A 25882-nucleotide genomic window follows, 5' to 3' on the forward strand; every position below is an offset into this window, starting at 1 on the left:
GGACCAATGGGCTTCATGTTGCATCCCGCGCCGTGTCTGGGCTGGGCGGGGGTTGGAATTGACTCGCAGGTCCGTTTTTACAGGCGCGCTTCTCAGCCCGGGCGCGGTCCCTGTAGGAGCGGCCTTGTGTCGCGAAAGGGGCGCGCAGCGGCCCCGCGATTGCAGCGTTGCCGCCGAAACCGTCGGGACCGCGTTGCGGTCCTTTCGCGACGCAAGGCCGCTCCTACAAGAGTCCGCGCACGCCAGGAGGCGTCGGGGTCAATGGAACATGAACAGCTTCTCGTTGGCGAACTGCGCCTCGAACTGATGCGCCGGCATCGGCCGCCCGAACAGGTAGCCCTGCACCTCGTCGCAACCATGCTCGCGCAGGAACTCCAGCTGCTCGTGGGTCTCCACCCCTTCGGCGATCACCGCCAGGTTGAGGCTGTGGGCCATGGCGATGATCGCCCGGGCAATCTGCGCATCCTGCTCGCCTTCAGGCAGGCCGTCGACGAAGGTGCGGTCGATCTTCAACACGTCGATCGGGAACTGCTTGAGGTAGTTCAGCGACGAGTAACCGGTGCCGAAGTCGTCCACCGCGATGCTCAGGCCGAGGTTTTTCAGGCTGGCGAGAATCTGCATGGCTTCGTTCACTTCGCGCATCAGGATGCTTTCGGTCAGCTCCAGCTCCAGGCACGCCGGTGGCAGGCCGGTTTCTTCCAGAATGGTGGCGATGCGCGTGCCCAGCTGGCCGTCGGAGAACTGCCGCGCCGAGATGTTCACCGACACCTTGGGCACGCGCACCTTGGCCTTGTGCCAGGCCTTGAGCTGGCGGCTGGCCTCGCGCAGCACCCAGTCGCCCACGTCTACCACCAGGCCCAGTTCTTCGATCACCGGGATGAAATCGCCCGGCGGCACCAGGCCGCGGGTCGGGTGGCGCCAGCGCAGCAGGGCTTCGGCGCCGGTCAGGCGCTTGCCGTCGCCGCTGAACTGCGGCTGGTAGTAGAGGATGAACTCGTTCTGCTCCATGGCATGGCGCAGGTCGCTCTCCAGCTCCAGGCGTTCCAGGGCACTGGCGTTCATCTCCGCCTGGTAGAACTGGAAGTTGTTCTTGCCGCGCTCCTTGGCGTGGTACATGGCGGTGTCGGCGTTTTTCATCAGCTGGCTCAGCTCGCTGCCGTCCTGCGGGCTGAGGGCGATGCCGATACTGGCGGTGACGAAGAACTCACGGTTTTCCAGCACGAACGGCCGCACCAGGCTGCCGAGGATGTTCTCGGCCACGTGGATGGCGCGGTTGAGTGCCATTTCACGGGTAGCGCGCGGTTGCAGCAGCAGGGTGAACTCGTCGCCGCCCATGCGTGCCACGGTGTCGTCGTTGTCCACGCAGGCCAGCAGGCGCTGGGCCATGTCCTTGAGCATGCGGTCGCCGGCAGCGTGGCCGAGGGAGTCGTTGATCGGCTTGAAGCGGTCCAGGTCGAGGAACATCAGCACCACCCAGGCCTTTTGCCGCTCGGCCTGCTGCAGGGCGTTGTACAGGCGGTCCTGGAACAACGTGCGGTTGGGCAGGTGGGTGAGGGCGTCGTAGTAGGCCAGGCGGTGGATGCGCTGTTCGCTGGCCTTGCGCTCGCTGATGTCGGTGAAGAAGCACACGTAGCTGGCCAGGTCGCCTTCGTCGTCCAGTACCGCGGTAATGCCGACCCAGGCCGGGTAGTGGTCGCCGTCGCGGCGCTTGAGCCACACCTCGCCCTCCCAGCTACCACGCTGGTAAAGCTGCTTGACCACGTAGCGCAGGTGGCCCTCCTGCTGTTCGTCGACGGTAAGCATGCCCGGCAACTGGTCGAGCACCTCGCTGACGGCGTAGCCACTGACGCGGCTGAACGCTTCGTTGGCCTGGACGATATAGCCGGCCGGGTCGGTGATGAGGATGGCCGAGGTGGAGTGCTCGAATACCGTCGCGGCCATGCGCAGGTCTTTTTCGGCGCGGCGTTGCTGGCTGATGTCGCGGCCTACCCCGAGCACGCCTTCGAAGCGTTCTTCATCGTCCCACACCAGCACCAGGCGCAGTTCGATGGGGATCTTGCGGCCATCGGCGCGCAGGCAGTCGAACAGGAACAGCTGGGTGGGCAGCTGGCTGCGTAGCTGGGCCAGCTGGGCCGGGTCGCCCATGGCCTTGCTGACGCGCTCCATCAGGCTGTAGATACCCGTGAGCTGGGACGGGTTGGCGACGATCGACTGCCAGCCGTTGGCGAAGATCCAGTCGGCCTGGTAGCCCAGCACGGCCTGCACCGAGGGGCTTACGTAGTTGAGCTGGAGCAGCCTGTCGGTGGAGAAGATCACGTCGCTGATGCTTTCGGCGAGCATGCGGTAGCGCTGTTCGCTGTCGCGCAGCGACTGGCTGGCCTCGATCTGCACCGTCACGTCCTTGCCCACGCCGATGATGCGCGTCACCAGGCCATCGGCGTCGCGGGTCAGCACTTGTTCGCGGATGTCGTAGCAGCGCCAGCCGCCATCACGGTGGCGGAAGCGCAGCTGGCAGTGCAGCGGCTGGTCATGGCCGCTGTCGCGCTGTTGCTGGCGCAGCGCCTGGTAGTGCGCGGCGTCCTCGGGGTGCAGCAGCAGCTCCCAGAAGCGGTCGCCCATCTGCGCCAGCTCGGTACGGTCGTAGCCCAGCGTCTGGCCGAGGTGGCGGTTGCTGAAAATCATCCGCTGGCTGAGCACGTCCTGCACGTACAGCTGGTCGGGCACGGTGCGCACCACGTCCGACCAGAAGCTTTCGCGCTCCAGCAGCGACAGCTCCACCTGCTTGCGGCTGGTGATGTCGCTGATGCTGAGGATGACCGCCTGGTAATCGCGGCGCTGCTGCGGCAGGCGGGCCATCAGCCACAGGTGCAGCTCGCCTCCCAGCGGCGCCGGCAGGCGCACTTCCAGCTCCAGCAGCTGGCGCTGCTCGATCAGCGCGTCGATCAGTTGCATGCCAATGCTGTCGCGGCCATCGCCAGTGCCGTCGATCAGGCGCTGCCAGGCACCTTCGTGGCTGTCGATATTCAACAACTGGCGGGCCACCTGGTTGATCTCGGTGATCTTCAGCTCCAGCAGCAGCGAGCGGCGCAGGTTGGGGTCCAGGGCCAGGCTGTGCTTGAGCGCGGCGCGGTTGCGCAGGTGGTAGCGGTCGAGTTGGCCGGGCAGGCTGGACAGGTCGAGCACACACAAGGCCACGCCGGTGCCTTCGAAGATTTCCTGGTAGCGCCGGCGGTCTTCCTGCAGCGCCCGTTGGCGGCGGCGCATGTTGATCAGGGCCAGCACCGGCAGCAGGGCGCAGAACAGCACCAGCAGGCATTTGCCGAGCAGCGCCGGCAGCAGCTTCTGCTGGGCCAGCTTGGCGTCGAACAGGCCGCGCAACTGCCAGGTGCTGTTGTCAATGAAGGCCAGCATCACGCTTTGCAGCGGCTCGTTACTGGTATCGGCTGGCGCATGGCTTTGCAGTACCTCGCCGTTGCGGCTGTTTTCCAGCAGCCATAGCGGGTGGCCGGCACCATCCAGATGGAGGGTGAGGGTGCGGTAGTAGTCCGGCGACAGGCGCAGCAGCCAGTAGCCGCGGCCCTGTTCGGTGGCCTGGCGTAGCAACAGGTAGAGGGTGCGGTTGTCGGCCGAATTGGTGAAGAAGTACGGGCTGCCCTGGTTCAGCCTGAGCAGCTCGTCAAGCAAATGGCGGTCGGGGCTGCCGGCCAGGCTGTCGGCCTGCACCTGCCCGGTAGCGTCCAGCCAGGCCATGTTCTGCAGGGCCGGCAGGCGCTCGCGCAGGGTACCCAGCAGGCTGGGCAGGGCCGAGGGCGTCGGCGCCTTGACGTAGGGCTGCACCACATTCACGGCCTGCTGGGCCTTGAACGCCATGTTCAGGCTCAGGTGGTCTGCCAGTTCGGCGGTGGCATCCAGGCTCTGTTTGCGCAGGTCGGCCTGGGTATGGTTGAACTGGGCGAACAGCTGCCACAGCAGCAGGCCCAGCAGGATCAGGGCCAGCAGCGCCAGCGCACCCTTGATCGACCCGCGCAGCGAGGCGACGGGCGCCTGTGGCGCGGAACGCAATGACGACGGATGAGTAAGATTGGTCAAGCGTTGATCCTGCGATTGGGCTGGCGATGGCAGGGATGGATCATGCACGGTGTGTGCCGGTGTCTGGTTGCCAGACCGCGGTGGCGCACTATAAGGCCGGACACCCGAAACGAGCTAGCATGCCTAGGATTATGGCAAAGTGCCAGCCAATGTGACCGGTGGTGCCTGCCCGGTGGTTCGGCAAGCCCCTGCAACCTGTGCGAGAATAGCGCCCGCTTCAAATGACAACGCATCGGAGATGTTCGGTTTTGGTTACTCACTTTTCCTCCAATGGCCTCGATTCCGCCTGCGGGCGCAGCAGTCAGACCCTTGTCAGCACTGCCGTGACCGAGGACGTATCCTGCAAGTCTTGCCAGCGTTCGCTGAGCAAACCCGAGGCGGCAGCTGTCGCCAAGAGCAAGAGCCCATCGCTGGCTGAACTGCGCAAGACCGCCAAGGCGGCAGCTGAGCCGGTGGTGGCTGTGGCTGCGGCCAGCAAGCCCGCCGCCAAGGTCGTCGGTACTGCGCCTGCGGCGGCCAAACCGGCCCAGGTGGCCGAACAGCAGCCTGCCCGTAACGGTGGCTTCAGCGTGAAATCGGCCTGGGCCGCGCGCCTGGCCGAGCAGGGCGAGCGCTGCCGGTTGCCGCGCGGCAAGGCCAGGCAGCGTCACGTCTGAGCCATCTCAAGACCTGTGCGGTCCCTGTGTGGGGCTTCAGCCGCGAAGAGGCCGGCACAGGTCATGAGTTTCCCAATCATTCAATCGATCCTGCCTCCACCTTCAACCCTTGCTTATCCGGGTACAAGGTAGTCAACTCAAGGCCGGCAATGACCTGCTGTTGTCCGCCGAACGCGACATCCAGCTTGAGGCTGCTGCCAATACGCAAAAGCTCGATGGCAAGAACAGCAGCAGTGGCGGCGCCATCGGCGCCAGCATTGGTGTAGGTTCCGAAGGTGCCGGTCTCAGCATCTTCGCCAATGCCAACAAGGGTGCCGGCATCGAGAAAGGCAACGGCACGACCTGGACCGAAACCACACTGGACGCCGGCAATGAGGCGACCCTGCTCAGCGGGCGGGACACGGCGCTCAAAGGGGCGCAGGTCAACGCCGCGAAAATCACCGCCGACGTAGGGCGCGACCTGACGCTGCAAAGCCTGCAGGACACCGACAACTACAAGTCCAAACAGGCCAATGTCAGCGGTGGGTTGAGCGTCACCATCATCGGCGCTGTCGACGCTAGCGGCCGGGCTTTCGGGCGGTCTGGTGGAAGGTAATAGCGCTGGGGCTGTCGCGGGTGCCGGTGCGGGCCGTAACGCGGTTGAAAACAACCTGCTGGCGAACAAATACGGCGTTGAACGGCTGGATGCCGCCAGCCGTGCGTTGTATGAGAAGCTCAAGGCCGCCGGTATTGGCAGTATTGATGAGTTGCACGAGCGGTATAAAGCCTGTGGTGGAAATGGCGGCTGCGAGGTTGGTATTCGTGATGAGTACCGGCAGCAGGAGAAGCAGGCTGGGGAAAAGCTGGTTGGGCTGTACCAGAGCGGCAGGCTGAGCAAAGCGGAATACGACCTTCTGGTAACGGATTACGCCCTTGCGATGATGAGGGGGGTAGTGGACGCGCAGAAGAGCGACGCGGACGCGAGCTTCCTTGATGTCTATGCGCTGTCGGGCAGCGATTGGTCGCCAATGGGCGTTGTTGCGAATCCGTATGTGAACGCGATCAGAGCGAGCTGATTGCGGAATGGAGAGGGCAAGGGTTAACTGAAGAGGCAATCAATGAACGGGCACGTCAGGATGGCTTGCTCGGCTCGACCTTGGCGCCGGTGGATGTGCCAGGGATTATTAGCCTTGTCGATAAAGGTGCTACGCGGGATGATGTAGTAAAATTAGCGGCGGTGGTGATACTAGGCAAAGCTACCAGCGGTGCAAAAGGTACTGCAACAGATCCGAAAGTCACCATCAAAGATCATTATGATCATCACTTGAATATGGTGGATGACATAAAGGATCAACTTTCGTCTCAAGGGGTCAGAGTCAGCGAAAAGGAAATATCATTCGGTAGCTCCTGCGGAACTGGTCGTTGTAGGCCAGATATCGTGGCCGAAGCACCTGATGGGACCTTGAGGATTATTGAGGTTAAGACAGGTGGCGCGGACTTGAGTATTCGTCAGTCAGAAATTTTCCCTCAAGATGGGGCTTCAATTCCAAGAGGGAAAGTTGTCGAAATTTTTGGCCTCACGCCAGGCGTACCACTAAAGGATCAAGGTTATCCTAACGGTATCCCTATTGAGATAATGAATTTTCCTGGTGCTAAGTGATGAAGGAAAAAGATGTGGCTTCAATTTTGACGGAGCAGGGCTGGGTTTGTAGCAAGGATGAAGTCGGGGATTATTTTTGCGTGACAGATGTTGGTGGGGTTAAAGTTCAAGTAATCCCGTCTGTGAAGAAGCGCTCGGATCATTTTCGGGTGTCACTTATGCCATCGGTTTCGACCAAAGAGTTCTCGGAAACTGTTGCGTTTGTGCGGGGGGAGGGGAGCGGATATTCGCCGGTAATAGTCAGTAATGAGCCTCCGGAGAAGTTGCCTGAATTTTCTAGTGATGATGTTCTCAGGATGTCTGAGAAAGCCATGTCTTGGGCGCGCTCTCAAAATATTGAGTCCGGCCTGATGGTTTATAGAAGTCTGCCGACTGACAGTAAAGGCGCGATGCCCCTTCGGCACTTGGCTGCATTGGCAATAGCTGGTGACGTTGAACGATTGGACGGTTACAAGAAGAGCTTTGAGATGGGAGACAGGCTTGGTTTTGTACCCTACATTACTGATGGCATGATTGATCGGGCAGTCTTGAAAGCCAAACTTGCAAAATAGATTTTTTCTTGAGCGCTACACACCTTTGACACCGGCCTTGGGCCAGTGTTGTATTCCGCTTTACGTTCAAAAACGTCCCATCCTTCGCTACGCGTTTTGTTTGCTTTGGCGGATACCCGGGGCACTCTAGCGCCAGTATTTTCAGTTGCTTTTGCACCCTGATTGCACTCTTTCTGCATCCTATCTGCACTCAAGTTGCACCCCTTTTGCACCCACCTCTGACGACCTACGGTCTATCTGCTCAATACGCCCTTTTTGAGCATGATTTTTCGCTCCTTAACAGGAGCAAAATCTCAATGCACATCACGCACCTCTTGCGAGGTTAGTATTTTCTTATGTATCAATTAGTTATCCGACTTCTGTCTTCTAGGCTCTGTACGAAATCCCGAGAAACCCAATTGCCGCCCTTCGGAAGCTGAAATTCTGCAGGGGGCCCGGCCATCTACGGAAAGGAATTCTGTGATGGCAAAGCGTTACGAACTCTCGGACGAGGCCTGGGAAGTGGTCTCTGATCTCTTCATCGAAACTCATGGTCGGGGGCGACCGCGTCTAGGCGACCGCCTGATGCTCGATGGCGTGCTCTGGGTGCTCTGCTCGGGCGCTGCGTGGCGAGACATGCCGGAGCGCTTCGGCCCATGGTCAAAGCTGTATCAACGGTTTCGCGGCTGGCGAAACCAAGGGACGTTCGATCAGATGCTCAAGTGCTTACACCTGAGATTGAATGAGCAAGGCTTGATTGATCTGCAAACCTGGATGATCGACTCAACCGCAGTACGTGCAACCCGAGCCCCATCTGGCGCTCGGAAAAAAGGGGGCCTGACGAACCTGCCGATCACGCTCTAGGCTCCAGTCGCGGTGGCCCGACAACTAAGATCCACTTGCTCTGCGACGCCAACGGGACACCGTTGCGCTTCCTCCTCTCTGGCGGTCAAGCCAGTGACATCAGCTACGCACAACCACTGCTGGACGAAGTCAGCATTCCATCGAACCAACGTGGCCGCCCGCGCAAGCGCCGCAAATGGTTGCTCGCCGACAAGGGCTACGACGCCGAAACGCTGCGCCGTTACTGCGACCAGTACCGTATGCAACCCGTCATCCCGATGCGCTCAATGAAGCGCAAACCCAAGCCTGGCTTACCCAGACTGTTTGATCGGCCCAAATACTGACAGCGCAACATCATTGAGCGTATTTTTGGCTGGCTGAAAGAGAATCGCCGCATCGTCACACGCTTCGACAAGCTCGCGAAAAGCTATGCCGCCATGGTCTCACTGGCTTGTCCCATGCGGTGTTTGCGAAATCTCTTTTCGTACGGAGCCTAGTATATTCAACGGACCTGGGGAGAGGTTGAACCTCCTTCCCATGAATGGAAACTTGAATAAAGGTACTTGGAAATCTATGGGGAATACATGGGCGTCCGCATTCAAGGAGGGAAAGCAAGTTAACGTAAAGATTGAGACTATTTATTTTGGCAATACTGTTCGGCCAGAAAGCTTTAACGTGCAGTATTCAATAGGTATTGCTCGTCCAAAAGAGATTTTATTTAAAAGCTCACCGGGTGTAAATTGATGCGTAGTGATGATGATATCTATAATGACATTGGGGGTATTCTGTTTGAGATTGCTCCCGATGGAGCCTGTAAAGTTATTATGCGTGCACAACTATCCCAGGAGCTAGATAGCTGTGAGTATGACTATATTGATGAACAAGGTAACGTTGCCTGGTTTACGGCAGGCGGGCGAGTCAATACAGATATTTTAGATCTTTTAATAGAGTTGCGTCGTTGGTATGTTGAGAATAAACTGACAGGAGGGCTGCCAGCGTGGAGTGGCTGTGAGGTGGCCTTGGACTTGATTAAATTTAAAATTTGCATCGACTTTATGTACGTACATCCTACCCCAGGTGTTTCAGGGCCAGGGCCTCAGCGGATAGTTGTTGGGAAGGGTGGTGAGATGTACTACATTGCAGATCATTACAAGACATTTATCCCAGTCAATAAATAAAACAAGGAGTGGAAATGCTGCCATTCAAGTACTCCGATCTCACGCCTTCATTCGACGCTGCGGAAGTCTTTTATGTCCGTATTGATCCGAAAATTTCTCTCTCGGAAGAGCTGCTGAGCGCGCTATATTACCAGCTATGGCTTCCAGGGTATTTTGGATTCAATTGGGATGCACTCTACGACTGTTTGAGAGATCTTGAATGGATTCCATGCCGCAAGGTGGTTCTGGTGCATGAAGTTACTCCAAACGTGCCAGTAGATGACCTGAAGGTTTACCTGGAGGTGTTGCGCGACGCGGCTCTTGACTGGGGGCGAGATGAGGCGCATCAATTGGAGGTTTTCTTCCGGTCGACTGACCGAAGTGCAGTGGAGGCACTTTTAATGAGCTAATTCAAGTGGTGCAAAAGGAATAGGGAACGCTACAGAGGCGGGCTCTGTTTTTACTCAGTAACGTAATTTTTGGTCAAAAGATCCTATTCAGTTTAGTGGGAATAAGGTCTATCAGCGGAATGATTTATTTGATCCTAATTTGCAAACTAGTTGGCGTGAAGGTGGCAAAGTCATAACAGGTAGTAATGTTGAGCGTATGGCCTCTGGTCGAGCGCCCATAGGTGTAGATGGCAAGTCGGTGAACCTGCACCATATGACGCAAACACAGTCAGGGCCTATTGGAGAAATGACGCAAAGTTTTCACCAGGCCAATAGCGCAACTATTCACATTAACCCTAATACAATTCCTTCTGGTATTGATAGGGCAGCTTTTGATAAGTGGAAGGTGCAGTACTGGAAGCAACGATCTGCAGACTTTAGGAATTGAGAATGAGCCAAGTTACGACGCATCAAATTGAGGATTTAGTATCACTGCATCCTGATATCGTGTGCTTTGGTAGCCAGGCCGATTGCGTGGGTGATGACTGGATTGAGAAGGCCGAGCAGCGGCTAGGGCTTGAACTGCCAGGGTCGTACAAGTGGTTTTTAAAGACGTATGCGGGTGGCGAGATTGGTACTGAAGAAATTTACAGTATCTATGGCGTGGACTTTGAGGGTGTCAATGGAGGGGATATTGTCTATCAGCATATTGTGGGCATAAAAAATAATCTGGTAGATGGCAAAAAGCTTGTGATTAGCGAAACTGATATGGGGGAAGTCTTTTTCTTTGACTATTCAAAGTTTAAAGATGGTGAGTGTCCCGTGAATCTTCGACTTCCGTCTGGTGAAGATGTTAATTACGCTTCAGATTTTTATGAGTTTTTATATAAACGAATTTCTGCTCATATTTGATAGGTGTCCTCATTCTGCACCGGCCATGCGCCGGTGTTGTTTTATCTGCTTACTGCAAAATCTCCTTTCCTTCGCTGCTTGCTTTGGTCGTGGCCTGAGCGATCAGGTCATCGAGCATCTGCGCAACAGAGTGTGGGTGATGCCGTGTTCTTTGCGCAGGCGGGCAATTCGCTCGCCCACGGCAATGAAAAATTCACGTTCTTCGCTGGTGATGCTCAGTCCGCAGGCCAAGCCCCGTCTTGGTCTATACCAGAGGGGCGTACTCCGCTTTGCTCAGCCTCCCTTTGTCCAATGATGAACATGACTACCTTTCTGCCACCCAGCAGGCGAACAGTTGAGCGTGTCGCACGTAGTTGAGATGATAGCCAGCTTGGCAGCGGCGACGACTGGCGCAGGCGCCACAGGAGCGAGCAGCCTGCCGGCTCTGAGCGTCATGGCGAGGTCGATTTTTTGAAGCGAGAACATGAGGTAGGGCGGAAAAGGCTGCTTCACTGCGTTGCACCACCCAGCGACGGCATCCAGACCCCCGGCCAATCCTCGCCAGCTGCGCAACGGATCATTTTCATGGCGAGAAGGCTGTTTACGCGTTTTTGCAGCCCCAATTAACAGCGCGACGCCAGACAACGAATTTTTTGGCAATGGCAGCCCGGTCAAATTCACGTGGGCTGCCCGGTATTTCTTAACCTTAAGACTGGGGTATCCAGAATGGCTCAATACGTCTACACCATGCATCGGCTGAGCAAGGTCGTGCCGCCGAAGCGGGAAATTCTCAAGAACATTTCCCTGTCGTTCTTCCCGGGCGCCAAGATCGGCGTGCTCGGCCTGAACGGCGCCGGTAAATCGACCCTGCTGCGGATCATGGCGGGCGTCGACAAGGAATTCGACGGCGAAGCCCGTCCGATGCCCGACATCAACGTTGGCTACCTGCCGCAGGAACCGCAACTGGACCCGAACAAGTCGGTGCGCGAAGTGGTCGAGGAGGCGGTCAGCGTGATCAAGGACGCCCAGGCGCGCCTGGACGAGGTCTATGCTGCCTACGCCGAACCGGATGCCGACTTCGACAAGCTGGCCGCCGAGCAGGCCAAGCTGGAAGCCATCCTGCAGGCCGCCGACGGCCACAACCTTGAGCGCCAGCTGGACGTTGCCGCCGACGCCCTGCGCCTGCCGGCCTGGGACGCACGCATCGAGCACCTGTCCGGTGGTGAGAAGCGCCGCGTGGCCCTGTGCCGCCTGCTGCTGTCGGCCCCCGACATGCTGCTGCTGGACGAACCGACCAACCACCTGGACGCCGACTCGGTGGCCTGGCTGGAGCGCTTCCTGCACGACTTCCCGGGCACCGTGGTAGCCATTACCCACGACCGTTACTTCCTCGACAACGTCGCCGGCTGGATCCTGGAACTGGACCGCGGCGCTGGCATCCCGTACGAAGGCAACTACTCGGGCTGGCTGGAAGCCAAGTCCGAGCGCCTGGCGCAGGAATCCAAGCAGCAGAGCGCCCACGAGAAGGCCATGAAAGAGGAACTGGAATGGGTGCGCAAAGGCGCCAAGGCCCGCCAGTCCAAGTCCAAGGCCCGTCTGCAGCGCTTTGAAGAAATGCAGTCGCAGGAATTCCAGAAGCGCAGCGAAACCAACGAGATCTACATCCCGGCCGGCCCGCGCCTGGGCGACAAGGTCATCGAGTTCAAGAACGTCACCAAGGGCTACGGCGACCGCGTGCTGATCGACAACCTGTCGTTCTCCATGCCTAAAGGCGCCATCGTCGGTGTGATCGGTGGTAACGGTGCCGGTAAGTCGACCCTGTTCCGCATGCTGATGGGCAAGGAACAGCCGGACTCGGGCAGCATCGAGATCGGTGAAACCGTGCAGCTGGCCTGCGTCGACCAGAGCCGCGAGGACCTGGACGGCGGCAAGACCGTGTTCCAGCAGGTTTCCGACGGCTCCGACATGATCCGCATCGGCAACTACGAGATCCCGTCGCGTACCTATGTGGGCCGCTTCAACTTCAAGGGTGGCGACCAGCAGAAGTTCGTCAAGGACCTGTCCGGTGGTGAGCGTGGCCGCCTGCACCTGGCCCTGACCCTGAAGGAGGGCGGTAACGTCCTGCTGCTCGACGAACCGTCCAACGACCTCGACGTCGAAACCCTGCGTTCGCTGGAAGAAGCCCTGCTGGACTTCCCGGGCGCGGCGATCGTGATCTCCCACGACCGTTGGTTCCTGGACCGTGTGGCTACCCACATCCTGGCGTACGAAGACGACTCGAACGTGGTGTTCTTCGAGGGTAACTACACCGAGTACGAAGCTGACCGCAAAAAGCGCCTGGGCGATGCTGCTGCCCAGCCGCACCGTGTACGGCACAAGAAGCTGGCCCAGTAAGCCGGTGTTCTGATGCACAAGAATGGGGCCCTTTGAGGCCCCATTTTTGTGCCTGACTGGAAAGTGGTGCTGGCTTCTTCGCGGGTAAACCCGCTCCCACAGGGATGCCCGTAGCTCTCGGGCTTGCGCAGCTCCTCTGTGGGAGCGGGTTTACCCGCGAAGAGGCCAACACTGATAGCGAATTTGTATACAGTTATAGAAAACGCACCAAATAATTTCAAAAAAACGACATTTCGCCCTATTCCGGTGCGATTGCTTCTTGGTACATTCCTGAAAAAACCAATAAGTCCAATCCTCTTGGTGAGATGTCTACCATGATCGAATCTGTCGACAATTTCCTCGCGCGCCTGAAGCAACGCGACCCGGCCCAACCTGAATTCCACCAGGCTGTGGAAGAAGTGCTGCGCAGCCTGTGGCCATTCCTCGAGGCCAACCCGCATTACCTGCAGGCCGGCATTCTGGAGCGCATGGTCGAGCCCGAGCGCGCCGTGCTGTTCCGCGTGTCCTGGGTCGATGACCAGGGCAAGGTGCAGGTCAACCGCGGCTACCGCATTCAGATGAGCAGCGCCATCGGCCCGTACAAGGGCGGCCTGCGCTTCCACCCGTCGGTCAACCTGGGCGTGCTCAAGTTCCTGGCCTTCGAGCAGGTGTTCAAGAACTCCCTCACCTCGCTGCCCATGGGCGGCGGCAAAGGCGGCTCGGACTTCGACCCCAAAGGCAAGAGCGACGCCGAAGTCATGCGCTTCTGCCAGGCGTTCATGAGCGAGCTGTACCGCCACATTGGCGCTGACCTGGACGTCCCGGCCGGTGACATCGGCGTGGGTGCCCGCGAAATCGGCTTCATGTTCGGCCAGTACAAGCGCCTGGCCAACCAGTTCACTTCGGTGCTGACCGGCAAAGGCATGACCTACGGCGGCAGCCTGATCCGCCCGGAAGCCACCGGCTACGGCTGCGTGTACTTCGCCGAGGAAATGCTCAAGCGCCAGGACAAACGTATCGATGGCTGCCGCGTGGCGATTTCTGGTTCGGGTAACGTGGCCCAGTATGCTGCGCGCAAGGTCATGGACCTGGGCGGCAAGGTGATTTCGCTGTCCGACTCCGAAGGCACCCTGTACGCCGAAGCTGGCCTGACCGATGCCCAGTGGGATGCGGTGATGGAGCTGAAGAACGTCAAGCGTGGCCGCATCAGCGAACTGGCCGCGCAGTTCGGCCTGGAGTTCCGCAAGGGCCAGACCCCTTGGAGCCTGCCGTGCGACATCGCGCTGCCATGTGCCACGCAGAACGAGCTGGACGCCGAAGACGCCCGCACCTTGCTGCGCAATGGCTGCATCTGCGTGGCCGAAGGCGCCAACATGCCGACCACCCTGGAGGCTGTGGATATCTTCCTGGAAGCGGGCATCCTGTACGCCCCGGGCAAGGCCTCCAACGCTGGCGGCGTGGCCGTGTCGGGCCTGGAGATGTCGCAGAACGCCATGCGCCTGCTGTGGACTGCCGGTGAGGTGGACAGCAAGCTGCACAACATCATGCAGTCGATTCACCATGCTTGCGTGCATTACGGTGAAGAGGCGGATGGCAGCATCAACTACGTCAAAGGTGCGAACATCGCAGGCTTCGTGAAAGTGGCTGATGCGATGCTGGCGCAGGGCGTGGTTTGATCTGAGGCCGTTGGGGCCGTTTTGCGGCCCTTTCGCGACACAAGGCCGCTCCTACAGGTATCGCGCATGTTCAGAAATGACGCGGTCCTTGTAGGAGCGGCCTTGTGTCGCGATGGGCTGCAAAGCAGCCCCCAGGTCCCTTAACCTTCACCCAAAACCTCAACCACTTCGATCACTTGCTCCCCCACCGGCCGCCGCCAGACCACCTCATCCCCAGGCCCCGCCCCGAGCAAAGCCCTCCCCAACGGCGAACCCCAGTTGATCAACCCCCGCCCGGCATCCGCCTCATCCTCGCCCACCAGCCGCACCACATGTTCCTGGTCCTGCGCATCGACATACCGCACCCGGCTACCAATCTGCACCTTGCTGCGCGACGTCGCCGCCGGCACAACCTGGGCACTCTGCACTCGCGCGCTGAAGTAACGCAGGTCGCGTTCGGTATCCGCCAGCCGTTGCTTGTCGCCACGTTCACCTTGTGCCTGCAGTTCGCTGCGCAGGGCGTTCAGTTCGGCCACGCGCTCCTGCAGCTGGCGCAGGCCGCTGGCGGTCACGTAGTTGGGTTGTTCACTGACCCGTCGCTCGACCGGCTGATCGGCCTGAGCAGCGGCCTGGTCTTCGTTGACGAATGCTCGGCTCATGCGTGGCCTCCTTGTGCAGGAGACCATCATCGCAGGCCGCCGGTTTCAAGGGATGTCCGTTTGCGACTCAGTTGTGGCGATAGGCGCGTGCGGCGTCGCGGTCCTTTTCCTGCTCCCAGTCGCGCTCGCGCTGGTCCCAGAAGCGCTCGTGGTACTGGCGCTGTTCTTCGCTGTTCTGCATGGCGTGGCACTGGCGAAAACCGTCGTCCCAGCCGCTTTCGTACTGGCGCTCGTGCAGGTAGCGCGGTACGTCCTTGCGAAAGCCGCCGACCATCAGTCCTGCCGCCTGGCGGCCGCTGCTGCAGCCATCCTGAAAGCCATCGGCATAGGCGGGGGGATAGCCCTGGTTGACCATCTGCTCGTGGGTGGTTTCGCAACCAGACAGCAACAACGCCATGCACACGCCAAACCAGTACCGCGACATAACCACAAAACCCTCAGGTTGATACTGGAAAGTCTAGGTGGCGATTTGTCGGGGGGCCGTCAAAACAGTGTCAAAGAGTCGGTTGGTTCACACAGGTTCTGCCCTGGCGCGGTCCTGTAGGAGCGGCCTTGCGTCGCGAAAGGGCCGCAGAGCGGCCCCAGGATTTCAGCGATGATGCAAAAATTGCCGGGGCCGCTTTGCGGCCCTTTCGCGACACAAGGCCGCTCCTACAAAGTCTGCGTAGGGCCGATCAGTAGTGATACCACTTCAACTCCAGCATCACCTCGTTCTGCGCCGTAGCCAGGTGGCTGAACTCTCGCGAAGCACTCAACCGCAGGCCCAGGTTCTGGCTGATCTCCCATTGCTGGTTCAGGCTCACACTGCGCCGTACCTCGCCATTGGTGAAGTAGTCGCCCTTGGCCTCCAGCGTCATGTTGCCCAGCCCGTTGCGCCACAGCAGCCCGCCATTGAAGCCCGCCGCCGGGGCGATGAACTGGGCAAAATCATTGTGGTGCTCGATCCGCACCGTGCCCAGGGCAAAGCCCAGCAACCCGTCGGCCAGTTGCCAGGTGCCGCCGGCCCCGCCGTTCACATGGCTCACCAGCACTTCGTCATCATGCTTGCCCGGCACCCGCTCCAGCCCGCCGGCCACCTGCCACGACCAAGGCTTGAGCAGCTCGTTGCGCGGTGTCAGCGAGCGGATGGTGGCCAGGTCCAGGCGCTGCACCTGCCAGTCATTGCCTTCGTACTGACGCAGCTTCAGCTGCAGGATCTCGATCTGCGCCCCCAGCGGGAAACCATAGGCGTTGTCATTCAGGTCGTGGTAGGCCATGCGCAGGCCGTACTCGGCGTAGGCGCGGTCTTCGCGGGTGCCCACGCCAAGCTGCCAGGTGCGCGAGTCATGGCCGTCCTCGGGCAGGCCCGGGCGCTCGATCTGCAGGGGCGGTGGCGGGTTGCTGTTGATCGCCCGCAGTAGCTCGAAGCTGCGTTTCGCCTGCCCAGGGTCGCGCTCCTGTCCATTGGCGCGGTAACGCTCCAGGCGGTACGCGGCATCCTGCACCAGCGCCTGGCGCTGGCGGGGGAGGGCCTTGAACTCGGGGCTCTGCAGGTGCGCGGTGTCGGCGCTTGCAGCCAGCACCTGGCGCTTTTCGTCGTGATCGAGCGGCTCGGCCCGAGCCAGCAGTTCACGTTCGCGAGAGGGGCGGTACGTCTCGCTGGCGACCATGCCGGACTGCTTCACGGCCTTCACCGTGTCGGTCGGGATGGCGGTCAGCGGGAACTGCGAGGTCAGGTCCAGGCTCGGCCGGGCCACCTGCAGCAGCTCCAGCAGGCGGTACGAGCAGTTTTCGTCGAAGAAGAAGTAGTCGAACTGGACCTGCTTCAGCTCCCACACATGTTCGACCATGCGCCCGGTTTCTTCCGGGGTCAGGTCCAGCTGGTACTCCCACAGGTCGCGGTTTTCCAGGCTGCGGTATTCGGACAGTTTTTCCTGGTAGGGCATCAGCGCGAAGAGGCCCGGGTAGCCGCCCATCAGGCCCTTCCAGGCGTACAGGATGCTGTTGTCGCTGCCTTCGATGTAGGCGCCGAAGTTGATCGCGTAGCTCAGCAACGTGGTGTCGTCGCTGCGGGTGTTGGACTGGTCGATGCGCAGCAAGGTGTGGCCGAACATCGATGACGGGCTGTTCAGGTAGGCCGCCGGGAAGATCAGCGCCGCACTGTGCGGGTCGATCGACTGGTACCAGGTGGTGAACTCCTGACAGTCCGGTTGCGGCAAGTCTTGCAGGTCGAGCTGTTCGCGCAGCCAGCGGGTGCGCGCCGGGAATACGCACTGGGCATGTTTGTCGCCGAGGCTGGCCGGGGCGTACAGCGCTGCGACCGTGGCTTGCAGTTCCTGGTCGGGGTGGTGCGCGCCATCCTCGGCGAGGAAGAACGCATCATCGTCCACATAGCTGCGCCAGCCACCCAGCTTGGCGGTTTCGTAATGGCCCAGGGCAATCCAGTAAGGGGTGTTGGCCAGTTGCTGGACACGGCCTTGGTCCTGCACGGGCGCGGCATGAACAGGGGCGCAGGCACACAGCGCCAGGGATACGAAGCGTTTGAGCATGTCGGGCAACTACTTCTCAACGATGCCGAAAAAAGGCGAAACCCGCCCCGGGGCCGGGGCGGGAGCAGCTGCACTCAGGCCTCGGTTGCGTATTTGGCCAGGCGTGGGTCGTTCTTCAGAACAGCCAGGGTGTTGCTGTGGACGGTTTCGGCAGTGACGTCGGCGCTGCTGAAGATCTGGTTGAAGTGCTGGTGGGTGACCGATGCGAAGTAGCCACGGTCTTCCGGGGCCACGCCGAGAACCACGGCATAGGTGGTCAGTGCTTCGCCCTGGCCCATGGCCATGTCTTCGGAAAGCTCATTCATCATGCCGTTCATGGCGAACCAGGACTTGCCGCCGTAAGTCAGCGAGGCCTTGGTCGAGCAGCCGTTGGTGCCGGAGGTCATGCCGAAGGTGGCGTTACCGGAGGTGCCGTTGGTGGTGGAAGCCAGGAAGTGTGCCGGAGTGCCGCGCTGGCCTTCGAACAGCATGTTGCCCCAACCGCAGTTCGGGCCGCCTGGCGCTTCGGCCATGGCATTGATCGAGACCACGGTGAACAGAGTACCCAGAAGAATCCGTTTCATAGCATTTGTTCTCTATTTGACTTAACCAAGGGTCAGGGTTTCTGGCAACTCGGTTGCCAGGTCGGGAAAGCTTTTCACCCACCCGCGCAGCTTGGAGTTTAGGCACGATCTAAGAGTTGCGTTGTTGATTGCGAAAAATTTGCGCTTACATGACCCGCACCGGCTGCGACATAAAGTCCCGTGGAGCCTTGCAAGGCGCGCGCGGGCAGCGCCAGAATGCTGCGTATCTGCCCCGCCGAAGTAAGGAAACCCAATGCCCGATCCTGTCGCTGCGCGCCTGCGTCTCGCGCCTGAAGCCCTGACCCGGCGTTTCTCCCCCGAGCAGTTTGCCTTTACCAATACCGACGATCTGGAGCCGTTTCGCGGAGTCCTGGGCCAGGAGCGTGCTGTCGAGGCCCTGCAGTTCGGCGTGGCCATGCCGCGCCCTGGTTACAACGTGTACGTGATGGGCGAGCCCGGCACCGGCCGCTTCTCGTTCGTAAAGCGCTACCTCAAGGCCGAGGGCAAGCGCCAGCAAACCCCGGCCGACTGGGTCTACGTCAACCACTTCGATGACACCCGTGAACCCCGCGCACTGGAGTTGCCGTCCGGCAGCGCCGGGGCGTTCATCAGCGACATGAACGGGCTGATCGACAACCTGTTGTCGACCTTCCCGGCGGTGTTCGAGCACCCGTCGTACCAGCAGAAGAAAGGCGCCATCGACCGCGCCTTCAACCAGCGTTACGACCGCGCCCTGGATGTGATCGAGCGCGCCTCGCTGGAAAAGGACGTGGCCCTGTACCGCGACGCCAGCAACGTCGCCTTCACCCCGATGGCCGACGGCAAGGCGCTGGATGAAGCCGAATTCGCCCAGTTGCCGGAAGAGGTGCGCGAGCAGTTCCACGAGGATATCGCCCTGCTCGAGGAACGCCTGAACGAAGAGCTGGCCAGCCTGCCGCAATGGAAACGCGAGTCGAACAACCAGCTGCGTCAGCTCAACGAAGAAACCATCACCCTGGCCCTGCAGCCATTGCTGGCGCCGCTGTCGGAGAAGTACGCCGAGAACGCTGCGGTTTGCGCCTACCTGCAGTCGGTGCAGCTGAACCTGCTGCGTACCGTGGTCGAGCAACTGGTCGATGACAGCAAGACCGACGCGGCCGCGCGCAAGCTGCTGGAAGAGCAGTACGCCCCAAGCCTGGTGGTCGGCCACCACGCCGACGGCGGTGCGCCGGTGGTGTTCGAGCCGCACCCGACCTACGACAACCTGTTTGGCCGTATCGAATACAGCACCGACCAGGGTGCGCTGTACACCTCGTACCGCCAGCTGCGCCCGGGCGCACTGCACCGCGCCAACGGCGGCTTCCTGATTCTGGAAGCCGAGAAGATGCTGGGCGAGCCGTTCGTCTGGGACGCGCTCAAGCGTGCGCTGCAGTCGCGCAAGTTGAAGATGGAGTCACCACTGGGCGAGCTGGGCCGGGTGGCCACCGTCAGCCTGACACCGCAGATGATCCCGCTGAACATCAAGCTGGTCATCATCGGTTCGCGTCAGCTGTATTACGCGCTGCAGGACCACGACCCGGACTTCCAGGAGATGTTCCGGGTGCTGGTGGACTTCGACGAAGACATGCCCATGGTCGACGAGAACCTGGAGCAGTTCGCCCAGCTGTTGCGTACCCGCACCAACGAAGAGGGCATGGCGCCACTGACCAGTGACGCAGTGGCGCGCCTGGCCACCTACAGCGCCCGCCTGGCAGAAAACCAGTCGCGCCTGTCGGCACGTATCGGCGACCTGTTCCAGCTGGTCAGCGAAGCCGATTTCATCCGCCAGCTGGCCAGTGACGAAATGACCGACGCCGGGCACATCGAGCGTGCGCTCAAGGCCAAGGCCACCCGCACCGGGCGTGTTTCGCAGCGGGTGCTGGACGACATGCTTGCCGGCATCATCCTGATCGACACCGAAGGCGCGGCCATCGGCAAGTGCAACGGCCTGACCGTGCTGGAAGTGGGTGATTCGGCGTTCGGTATGCCGGCGCGCATCTCCGCCACCGTGTACCCGGGCGGCAGCGGTATCGTCGACATCGAGCGTGAGGTCAACCTCGGCCAGCCGATCCACTCCAAGGGTGTGATGATCCTCACCGGCTACCTGGGCAGCCGCTATGCCCAGGAGTTCCCGCTGGCGATCTCGGCGAGCATCGCCCTGGAACAGTCCTACGGCTATGTGGACGGTGACAGCGCCTCGCTGGGCGAAGCCTGCACGCTGATCTCGGCCTTGTCGCGCACGCCGCTCAAGCAGTGCTTCGCCATTACCGGCTCGATCAACCAGTTTGGTGAAGTGCAGGCGGTGGGTGGGGTCAACGAGAAGATCGAAGGCTTCTTCCGCCTGTGCGAGGCGCGTGGCCTGACCGGCGAGCAGGGGGTGATCATCCCGCGTGCCAACGTCGCTACGCTGATGCTCGACGAGCGTGTGCTGCAGGCAGTGGAGAACGGCATGTTCCACGTGTACGCGGTCAGCCAGGCCGACGAGGCGTTGAGCCTGCTGGTGGGCGAGGAGGCCGGTGTGCTGGATGACAAGGGCCAGTTCACCGAAGGCAGCGTCAACGCCCGGGTGGTGGAGCGCCTGCGTGAGATTGCCGAGATGATCAGCGAGGAAGAAATCGAGAAGGCGGAGAAAGAACGCCTGGAAGAGGTAATTGCCCAGGCCAAGCCGGCCTGAGTCAAGAAACCGGCGTTAGCGGCGATGTGCTACCGTTCAGCGCCGGTTTTCCATCTTTCTATACCGTTCTTCTATGCTGGAACTTAAGGACGGTATCAGCGTTCAGGATGGAAACAGCCTGAGGTTCAGGCTGAACAAGGCTTTTTGGAGGGGGCGCGGCCATGCGCAATCTCAGCCTCACACGCCAGTGCCTGGGCCTGGTGACCCGCATCGAATGCAGCATCCGTCCGCTGGCCGGGGACAACGGCATGTGGACGCTACTGTTCGCCGCCGGCATGGCCGGTGAACAACCGTCCGCGATCAAGGCCCAAGGGCCGTTCCATGGGCCGTTGGTGGCCGAGTCTGTGCTCAATGCCATTGTCGACAGCCTGACCTTGCATGGGTATCAGGTGGCCGAGGATCCGCAGATCTGGTGTTTGCATTTGCAGGCGCAGTTGCGGCGGATCAATGGTGAGCGCTGCCGGAACCTGGGGGATTACCAGTTTCATCCTGAGACCTGATTGACGCTGGGGGCCGCTTTGCGGCCCATCGCGACACAAGGCCGCTCCTACAAGGGACCGCGATCTCTTGTAGGAGCGGCCTTGTGTCGCGATGGGCTGCAAAGCAGCCCCATTCACCGGGCTTTTGCTGTAACAGGTGGCTGGCTATACTCGGCGTCGCTTTTTTAGTCACCTGATGAGTCCCGAAACTCCATGGAACGTATCCTCGAAAACGCGATGTATGCCTCGCGCTGGCTGCTCGCCCCCATCTACTTCGGCCTGTCCCTCGGCCTGCTGGCCCTGGCGCTGAAATTCTTCCAGGAAGTCGTCCACGTCCTGCCCAACGTCTTCGCCCTGAGCGAAGCCGACCTGATTCTGGTGATCCTGTCACTGATCGACATGTCGCTGGTGGGCGGCCTGCTGGTGATGGTGATGATCTCCGGCTACGAGAATTTCGTCTCGCAACTGGACATCGACGAGAGCAAGGAAAAGCTCAACTGGCTGGGCAAGATGGACTCTTCGTCGCTGAAGATGAAGGTTGCCGCGTCGATCGTGGCCATTTCGTCCATCCACCTGCTGCGGGTGTTCATGGATGCACAGAATATCTCCACCGATTACCTGATGTGGTACGTGATCATCCACATGACCTTCGTGGTCTCGGCATTCTGCATGGGTTACCTGGACAAGCTGACCAAGCACTGAGCCTGTCAGGCCTCTTCGCAATCCCTGTGGGAGCGGGCAAGCCCGCGAAGAGGCCGGCACGGTCCACCTGACGAGCGGCGTCAGTCATGCCTTGTGCATTCTCCCTTTCTGTACAAAAAATGAGCTCTCATGCGTGGTTCCCATCGCGAGGTGCTCTCATGAACCTGCATCAGCTCAACACCGAGGCCAGGGCTGGCCATGTGGACGAACTGAACCTGATCGCCATCGAAGGCGGTGACTACCTGCTCGAGGCCCGGATCAAAGGCCACCCCCACCCCCTGTCCGATGCCCGTGGTGAACGCTTGCGCGTACATTCGGTGGAGGACGCGCGCAAGTTGCTGCAAACCATCCCCATGGTCTCGATGAACCTGGTGCACTGGTCGGTGCAGGACGAAATGTGCGGTATGGGCACGCACCCGGAAGAAGACTTGAAGGTGCCGATTTCCCAGCGCTCGGCCTGGTAGCTGCTCGCAGCGCCCCAGTGTGCTAGGCTGCTCGCCCTTTTCATCAAGGGCGCGGCTTCACTGCGCCCTGCAGTGGAGCACGACAATGTCCGAACTCAACCTGTCCACCGACGAAACTCGCGTCAGCTACGGCATCGGCCGTCAGCTGGGCGGCCAGCTGCGCGACAACCCGCCACCAGGCGTCAGCCTGGAAGCCATCCTGGCCGGCCTGACCGACGCCTTCAACGGCGCCGACAGCCGCGTCAGCGAAGCCGACCTGTCGGCCAGCTTCAAGGTCATCCGCGACGTGATGCAAGCCGAAGCAGCCGCCAAGGCTGAAGCCGCTGCTGCTGCTGGCAAGGCATTCCTGGTCGAGAACGCCAAGCGTGACGGCATCACCACCCTGGCTTCGGGCCTTCAGTTCGAAGTACTGACCGCAGGCGAAGGCGCCAAGCCGACCCGCGAAGACAACGTGCGCACCCACTACCACGGCACCCTGATCGACGGCACTGTGTTCGACAGCTCCTACGACCGTGGTCAGCCGGCTGAATTCCCGGTAGGTGGTGTGATCGCTGGCTGGACCGAAGCCCTGCAGCTGATGAACGCTGGCAGCAAATGGCGCCTGTACGTGCCGAGCGAGCTGGCCTACGGCGCCCAAGGCGTTGGCAGCATCCCGCCGCACAGCGTGCTGGTGTTCGACGTCGAGCTGCTCGACGTTCTGTAATGCCACTGGGGCCGCTTTGCGGCCCATTCGCGACACAAGGCCGCTCCTACAGGGGAACGCAAACACCTGTAGGAGCGGCCTTGTGTCGCGATCGAGGGCGAAGCCCTCGCCAGGTCCGTCAGTTCCAGTCTGTTCCCCCGGGGCGCAACGCCCGCGCATAGCAGAACAGAAACAAATTCCGCACCAGTTCCTTGAGCACCCCCGGTTCACTCGAGTTCAGCCCGCTCATGTCCAGGTCGCCCTGGTCGCGCAGCTCGTCGAGCGCTTCTTCTTCAAGCACCGCGCACACTTCGCCGGTTTCCCGATGAAGAATGCGCAGGTAGGGGTGAGGGCGGTCCAGCCAGGCGTCGATCAGATAAGTCATGGCTATTCTCCTTGGATAGCAGTCCCAATGAGAATAATTCTTATTAGCTGAATAGCAAGCGCCAATTGGCGGTTTTTTGGAAAATCAGACCTTGCGTACGAACTCGGACTTCAGCTTCATGGCGCCGATGCCGTCGATCTTGCAGTCGATGTCGTGATCGCCATCGCACAGGCGGATGTTCTTGACCTTGGTGCCGACCTTGACCACCAGGGACGAGCCCTTGACCTTGAGGTCCTTGATCACGGTGACGGTGTCGCCATCCTGCAGGATGTTGCCGACCGAGTCCTTCTTCACCACCTCGTCGCTGGCCGCTTCGGCATCGCCGCTGGCCGACCACTCGTGGGCGCATTCAGGGCAGATCAGCTGAGTGCCATCCTCATAGGTGTATTCGGAGTTGCATTTCGGGCAGGGTGGCAGAGTGCTCACTTCGGTTCCTCAAACAAACAGACGGGCGGTTAAAAACCCGAATTGTATAAGGTATTTTTTCAGAAGTGATTATGTCCGGACAAAAGCATTCGCGGGCTTGCCCGCTCCCACACGATCTGCGCTACCTTTGAGGCTTGCGCGATCCCTGTGGGAGCGGGCAAGCCCGCGAATGGATTTGATGCGATCTGTCAGTGAGTACGCGCGACCGCAAACTCGCTCAGCTCGACCAGCGCGTCACGATATTCGCTGGCCGGCAGCACTTCCAGGCACTGGATCGCACGCTTCACATAGTCACGCGCCAGCTCCGCCGTGTACTTCAGCGCACCCGACTCCTCGACCGCCACGCGAATCTGCTCCAGGTCTTCCAGGCCACCCTTCTGGATCGCCTGGCGCACCAGCGCAGCCTGTTCGGCGGTGCCTTCGCGCATGGTGTAGATCAGCGGCAGGGTAGGCTTGCCTTCGGCCAGGTCGTCACCGACGTTCTTGCCCAAGGTCTGCGAGTCGCCCTTGTAGTCCAGCAGGTCGTCGACCAGCTGGAACGCCACGCCCAGGTGGTCACCGAAGGTACGCAGGGCCTCGCGCTGTTCGTCGGTGGCTTCGGCCAGCGCGGCGGCGCTGTGGGTCGAAGCCTCGAACAGCATCGCGGTCTTGCCGCGGATGACCTCCATGTAGACTTCCTCGGTGGTGCTGGCGTCGCGTACCCGCGACAGCTGCAGCACTTCACCCTCGGCAATCACGCGGGTGGCCTTGGACAGGATCTGCATGACCGGCATCGAGCCCAGTTCGACCATCATCTCGAACGAGCGCGAATAGAGGAAGTCGCCCACCAGCACGCTCGGCGCGTTGCCCCACAGGGCATTGGCGGTGGAGCGGCCACGGCGCATGCCGGACATGTCGACCACGTCGTCGTGCAGCAGGGTAGCGGTGTGCAGGAATTCGATGGTGGCAGCCAGCAGGCGCAGGTCGTCGCCTTCGCGGCCCAGGGCCTTGCCACACAGCAGCACCAGCAGGGGGCGCAGGCGCTTGCCACCGGCGGACGTGATATAGTCGCCGATCTTCGATACCAGCGGCACGCGCGAGGTCAGCTGCTTCTTGATGATCTCGTCGACGGCGCTGAAATCATCAGCCACCGCGCGGTAGAAGGATTGGGGTTGCATCGGCTGCTCCAGTGAGGTTGCGCGGCATGCTAGGTCGCAGGTCCCGGTGTGTCAAGGCGCGGTGCCAGCGCCCCGGGGGCGGTACTTGCAAGCAAAACCGCGGTTGCGTACAATCGCGCACCCTAACTTCCTGGGCAGCACCTGCCTTACGCAATTGCGCCGGGCCGTTCCAGCCCTGTGCAGCCATGCCAGCCAATACTCATCATATAAAGCGCTGGGTGAGCAGGATTATCGGAGAAATACCATGTCTTACGCAGTAATCGTTACCGGCGGCAAGCAGTACAAAGTCGCTGAAGGTGAATTCCTCAAGATCGAAAAACTGGAAGTCGCCACTGGCGAATCCGTGACCTTCGATCGCGTCCTGCTGGTCGCCAACGGTGAAGAAGTCACCATCGGTGCTCCAGTTGTTGCTGGCGCCAAAGTAGTGGCCGAAGTCGTTTCGCAAGGCCGCCACGACAAGGTTCGCATCATCAAGTTCCGTCGTCGTAAGCACCACATGAAGCGTATGGGCCACCGCCAGTGGTTCACCGAGATCAAAATCACCGGTATCCAGGCTTAATCCCCTAGATCCCCTGAATTTATTTGGAGAATTGAACCATGGCTCACAAGAAGGCTGGTGGTAGTACTCGTAACGGTCGCGACTCAGAATCGAAACGCCTTGGCGTGAAGATGTATGGCGGCCAGGTTATCAAGCCAGGCAACATCATCGTCCGTCAGCGCGGCACCGAATTCCACGCTGGCTACGGTGTTGGCATGGGCAAGGATCACACCTTGTTCGCCAAGATCGAAGGCGTGATCAAGTTCGAGAAAAAAGGCGAGTTCATGCGCCGTTACGTGAGCATCGTCGCCGCTTAATCGCGACGTCGCTCCAGAAGCCCCGTCATGCGACGGGGCTTTTTCGTTTGTGGTGAGCCTCTTGCAAA

General features: G+C 60.4%; 26 protein-coding genes and 2 pseudogenes. 20 read left to right on the plus strand and 8 right to left on the minus strand.

The features are described 5' to 3' along the window. Positions 1 to 258 precede the first annotated feature (258 nt). A complete protein-coding gene (locus C163_RS03295) occupies positions 259 to 4089 on the minus strand; it encodes a bifunctional diguanylate cyclase/phosphodiesterase (RefSeq protein WP_025337621.1) in 3831 nt (1276 codons plus the stop codon). Positions 4090 to 4337: 248 nt separating this feature from the next. Here C163_RS03295 and C163_RS03300 point away from each other — a divergent pair, with 248 nt between their 5' ends. The 13 genes and pseudogenes from C163_RS03300 to gdhA all read left to right on the plus strand — a co-directional run bounded on the left by C163_RS03300 (position 4338) and on the right by gdhA (position 14243). Continuing rightward, a complete protein-coding gene (locus C163_RS03300) occupies positions 4338 to 4745 on the plus strand; it encodes a hypothetical protein (RefSeq protein WP_025337622.1) in 408 nt (135 codons plus the stop codon). Positions 4746 to 4860: 115 nt separating this feature from the next. Next, positions 4861 to 5283 (plus strand): annotated as a pseudogene (locus tag C163_RS03305) (hemagglutinin repeat-containing protein); the annotation flags it as partial. A gap of 46 nt (positions 5284 to 5329) precedes the next feature. After that, positions 5330 to 5800, plus strand: coding sequence for a VENN motif pre-toxin domain-containing protein (locus C163_RS03310; protein WP_025337624.1), 471 nt, complete (start codon positions 5330 to 5332; stop codon positions 5798 to 5800). 65 nt (positions 5801 to 5865) lie between these two features. Beyond that, complete coding sequence (locus C163_RS27005) at positions 5866 to 6384, plus strand: hypothetical protein (protein ID WP_155951603.1); 519 nt, start codon at positions 5866 to 5868, stop codon at positions 6382 to 6384. Beyond that, entirely contained in the window at positions 6384 to 6935 is a 552-nt protein-coding gene (locus tag C163_RS03315; RefSeq protein WP_025337625.1) for a hypothetical protein, read from the plus strand. Before C163_RS27005 ends, C163_RS03315 begins: the two co-directional genes overlap by 1 nt. A gap of 462 nt (positions 6936 to 7397) precedes the next feature. Beyond that, positions 7398 to 8254 (plus strand): annotated as a pseudogene (locus tag C163_RS26155) (IS5 family transposase). Further along, on the plus strand, positions 8187 to 8501 hold the full coding sequence (locus tag C163_RS27630) for a DNA/RNA non-specific endonuclease (RefSeq protein ID WP_081742225.1): 315 nt from the start codon (positions 8187 to 8189) through the stop codon (positions 8499 to 8501). Before C163_RS26155 ends, C163_RS27630 begins: the two are co-directional and overlap by 68 nt. Next, positions 8501 to 8935 carry a ribonuclease domain-containing protein gene (locus C163_RS26165; protein WP_155951604.1) on the plus strand — a complete coding sequence of 145 codons (435 nt, stop codon included), beginning with the start codon at positions 8501 to 8503 and terminating at the stop codon, positions 8933 to 8935. Before C163_RS27630 ends, C163_RS26165 begins: the two co-directional genes overlap by 1 nt. Before the next feature lie 14 nt (positions 8936 to 8949). Continuing rightward, on the plus strand, positions 8950 to 9324 hold the full coding sequence (locus C163_RS03330; RefSeq protein WP_025337627.1) for a barstar family protein: 375 nt from the start codon (positions 8950 to 8952) through the stop codon (positions 9322 to 9324). 196 nt (positions 9325 to 9520) lie between these two features. Beyond that, a complete protein-coding gene (locus tag C163_RS26170; RefSeq protein WP_256220404.1) occupies positions 9521 to 9751 on the plus strand; it encodes an HNH/ENDO VII family nuclease in 231 nt (76 codons plus the stop codon). Positions 9752 to 9753: 2 nt separating this feature from the next. Next, positions 9754 to 10215, plus strand: a complete 462-nt coding sequence (locus C163_RS03335; protein WP_025337628.1) for an SMI1/KNR4 family protein — start codon at positions 9754 to 9756, stop codon at positions 10213 to 10215. 705 nt (positions 10216 to 10920) lie between these two features. After that, entirely contained in the window at positions 10921 to 12588 is a 1668-nt protein-coding gene (gene ettA / locus C163_RS03340) for an energy-dependent translational throttle protein EttA (RefSeq protein WP_015268893.1), read from the plus strand. A gap of 314 nt (positions 12589 to 12902) precedes the next feature. After that, positions 12903 to 14243, plus strand: a complete 1341-nt coding sequence (gene gdhA / locus C163_RS03345) for an NADP-specific glutamate dehydrogenase (protein ID WP_015268894.1) — start codon at positions 12903 to 12905, stop codon at positions 14241 to 14243. 140 nt (positions 14244 to 14383) lie between these two features. Here the strand turns inward: gdhA and C163_RS03350 are convergent, their stop codons facing one another. The 4 genes from C163_RS03350 to C163_RS03365 form a co-directional block, all read right to left on the minus strand. Continuing rightward, a complete protein-coding gene (locus tag C163_RS03350) occupies positions 14384 to 14881 on the minus strand; it encodes a GreA/GreB family elongation factor (RefSeq protein ID WP_025337629.1) in 498 nt (165 codons plus the stop codon). 67 nt (positions 14882 to 14948) lie between these two features. Beyond that, positions 14949 to 15305, minus strand: coding sequence for a hypothetical protein (locus C163_RS03355; RefSeq protein WP_025337630.1), 357 nt, complete (start codon positions 15303 to 15305; stop codon positions 14949 to 14951). A gap of 250 nt (positions 15306 to 15555) precedes the next feature. Then, positions 15556 to 17409 (minus strand): DUF4105 domain-containing protein, encoded by a 1854-nt coding sequence (locus tag C163_RS03360; protein ID WP_025337631.1) that lies wholly within the window; start codon positions 17407 to 17409, stop codon positions 15556 to 15558. A 74-nt stretch (positions 17410 to 17483) separates the two neighbouring features. Then, positions 17484 to 17972 (minus strand): DUF3015 domain-containing protein, encoded by a 489-nt coding sequence (locus C163_RS03365; protein WP_003256313.1) that lies wholly within the window; start codon positions 17970 to 17972, stop codon positions 17484 to 17486. 253 nt (positions 17973 to 18225) lie between these two features. Here C163_RS03365 and C163_RS03370 point away from each other — a divergent pair, with 253 nt between their 5' ends. The 5 genes from C163_RS03370 to C163_RS03390 all read left to right on the plus strand — a co-directional run bounded on the left by C163_RS03370 (position 18226) and on the right by C163_RS03390 (position 23012). After that, entirely contained in the window at positions 18226 to 20664 is a 2439-nt protein-coding gene (locus C163_RS03370; RefSeq protein WP_025337632.1) for a Lon protease family protein, read from the plus strand. Positions 20665 to 20825: 161 nt separating this feature from the next. After that, the gene (locus tag C163_RS03375) at positions 20826 to 21164 is read left to right on the plus strand and encodes a hypothetical protein (RefSeq protein WP_003247487.1); all 339 of its coding nucleotides are present in this window, start codon (positions 20826 to 20828) and stop codon (positions 21162 to 21164) included. 192 nt (positions 21165 to 21356) lie between these two features. Then, positions 21357 to 21845, plus strand: coding sequence for a TIGR00645 family protein (locus C163_RS03380; RefSeq protein WP_003247486.1), 489 nt, complete (start codon positions 21357 to 21359; stop codon positions 21843 to 21845). A gap of 158 nt (positions 21846 to 22003) precedes the next feature. Continuing rightward, a complete protein-coding gene (locus tag C163_RS03385; RefSeq protein ID WP_015268897.1) occupies positions 22004 to 22309 on the plus strand; it encodes a DUF6482 family protein in 306 nt (101 codons plus the stop codon). An 85-nt stretch (positions 22310 to 22394) separates the two neighbouring features. Further along, positions 22395 to 23012 carry an FKBP-type peptidyl-prolyl cis-trans isomerase gene (locus tag C163_RS03390; protein WP_025337633.1) on the plus strand — a complete coding sequence of 206 codons (618 nt, stop codon included), beginning with the start codon at positions 22395 to 22397 and terminating at the stop codon, positions 23010 to 23012. Positions 23013 to 23130: 118 nt separating this feature from the next. Here C163_RS03390 and C163_RS03395 read toward each other — a convergent pair whose 3' ends face one another. The 3 genes from C163_RS03395 to C163_RS03405 form a co-directional block, all read right to left on the minus strand. Then, positions 23131 to 23376, minus strand: a complete 246-nt coding sequence (locus C163_RS03395) for a hypothetical protein (RefSeq protein ID WP_003256316.1) — start codon at positions 23374 to 23376, stop codon at positions 23131 to 23133. Positions 23377 to 23460: 84 nt separating this feature from the next. Next, positions 23461 to 23802 carry a zinc ribbon domain-containing protein YjdM gene (locus C163_RS03400; protein WP_009686103.1) on the minus strand — a complete coding sequence of 114 codons (342 nt, stop codon included), beginning with the start codon at positions 23800 to 23802 and terminating at the stop codon, positions 23461 to 23463. Positions 23803 to 23990: 188 nt separating this feature from the next. Beyond that, positions 23991 to 24959: a polyprenyl synthetase family protein gene (locus tag C163_RS03405; protein WP_003256318.1), complete on the minus strand. Its 969-nt coding sequence runs from the start codon at positions 24957 to 24959 to the stop codon at positions 23991 to 23993. A gap of 244 nt (positions 24960 to 25203) precedes the next feature. Between C163_RS03405 and rplU the strand changes: the two genes are divergently transcribed. Then, complete coding sequence (rplU, locus tag C163_RS03410) at positions 25204 to 25518, plus strand: 50S ribosomal protein L21 (protein ID WP_003247466.1); 315 nt, start codon at positions 25204 to 25206, stop codon at positions 25516 to 25518. Between the two features lie 38 nt (positions 25519 to 25556). Then, positions 25557 to 25814, plus strand: a complete 258-nt coding sequence (gene rpmA, locus C163_RS03415; protein ID WP_003247464.1) for a 50S ribosomal protein L27 — start codon at positions 25557 to 25559, stop codon at positions 25812 to 25814. Positions 25815 to 25882 lie beyond the last annotated feature (68 nt).

This window comes from Pseudomonas sp. FGI182 (assembly GCF_000511325.1).
GTDB lineage: Bacteria > Pseudomonadota > Gammaproteobacteria > Pseudomonadales > Pseudomonadaceae > Aquipseudomonas > Aquipseudomonas putida_Z.

Bases quoted from the DNA above. Each gene is read 5' to 3' on its own strand.
- C163_RS03315 (WP_025337625.1), top strand. From the start codon at position 6,384: ATGAAGGAAAAAGATGTGGCTTCAATTTTGACGGAGCAGGGCTGGGTT.
- C163_RS27630 (WP_081742225.1), top strand. From the start codon at position 8,187: ATGCCGCCATGGTCTCACTGGCTTGTCCCATGCGGTGTTTGCGAAATC.
- C163_RS26165 (WP_155951604.1), top strand. From the start codon at position 8,501: ATGCGTAGTGATGATGATATCTATAATGACATTGGGGGTATTCTGTTT.
- C163_RS03330 (WP_025337627.1), top strand. From the start codon at position 8,950: ATGCTGCCATTCAAGTACTCCGATCTCACGCCTTCATTCGACGCTGCG.
- C163_RS26170 (WP_256220404.1), top strand. From the start codon at position 9,521: ATGGCCTCTGGTCGAGCGCCCATAGGTGTAGATGGCAAGTCGGTGAAC.
- C163_RS03335 (WP_025337628.1), top strand. From the start codon at position 9,754: ATGAGCCAAGTTACGACGCATCAAATTGAGGATTTAGTATCACTGCAT.
- ettA (WP_015268893.1), top strand. From the start codon at position 10,921: ATGGCTCAATACGTCTACACCATGCATCGGCTGAGCAAGGTCGTGCCG.
- gdhA (WP_015268894.1), top strand. From the start codon at position 12,903: ATGATCGAATCTGTCGACAATTTCCTCGCGCGCCTGAAGCAACGCGAC.
- C163_RS03350 (WP_025337629.1), bottom strand. From the start codon at position 14,881: ATGAGCCGAGCATTCGTCAACGAAGACCAGGCCGCTGCTCAGGCCGAT.
- C163_RS03355 (WP_025337630.1), bottom strand. From the start codon at position 15,305: ATGTCGCGGTACTGGTTTGGCGTGTGCATGGCGTTGTTGCTGTCTGGT.
- C163_RS03360 (WP_025337631.1), bottom strand. From the start codon at position 17,409: ATGCTCAAACGCTTCGTATCCCTGGCGCTGTGTGCCTGCGCCCCTGTT.
- C163_RS03365 (WP_003256313.1), bottom strand. From the start codon at position 17,972: ATGAAACGGATTCTTCTGGGTACTCTGTTCACCGTGGTCTCGATCAAT.
- C163_RS03370 (WP_025337632.1), top strand. From the start codon at position 18,226: ATGCCCGATCCTGTCGCTGCGCGCCTGCGTCTCGCGCCTGAAGCCCTG.
- C163_RS03375 (WP_003247487.1), top strand. From the start codon at position 20,826: ATGCGCAATCTCAGCCTCACACGCCAGTGCCTGGGCCTGGTGACCCGC.
- C163_RS03380 (WP_003247486.1), top strand. From the start codon at position 21,357: ATGGAACGTATCCTCGAAAACGCGATGTATGCCTCGCGCTGGCTGCTC.
- C163_RS03385 (WP_015268897.1), top strand. From the start codon at position 22,004: ATGAACCTGCATCAGCTCAACACCGAGGCCAGGGCTGGCCATGTGGAC.
- C163_RS03390 (WP_025337633.1), top strand. From the start codon at position 22,395: ATGTCCGAACTCAACCTGTCCACCGACGAAACTCGCGTCAGCTACGGC.
- C163_RS03395 (WP_003256316.1), bottom strand. From the start codon at position 23,376: ATGACTTATCTGATCGACGCCTGGCTGGACCGCCCTCACCCCTACCTG.
- C163_RS03405 (WP_003256318.1), bottom strand. From the start codon at position 24,959: ATGCAACCCCAATCCTTCTACCGCGCGGTGGCTGATGATTTCAGCGCC.
- rplU (WP_003247466.1), top strand. From the start codon at position 25,204: ATGTCTTACGCAGTAATCGTTACCGGCGGCAAGCAGTACAAAGTCGCT.
- rpmA (WP_003247464.1), top strand. From the start codon at position 25,557: ATGGCTCACAAGAAGGCTGGTGGTAGTACTCGTAACGGTCGCGACTCA.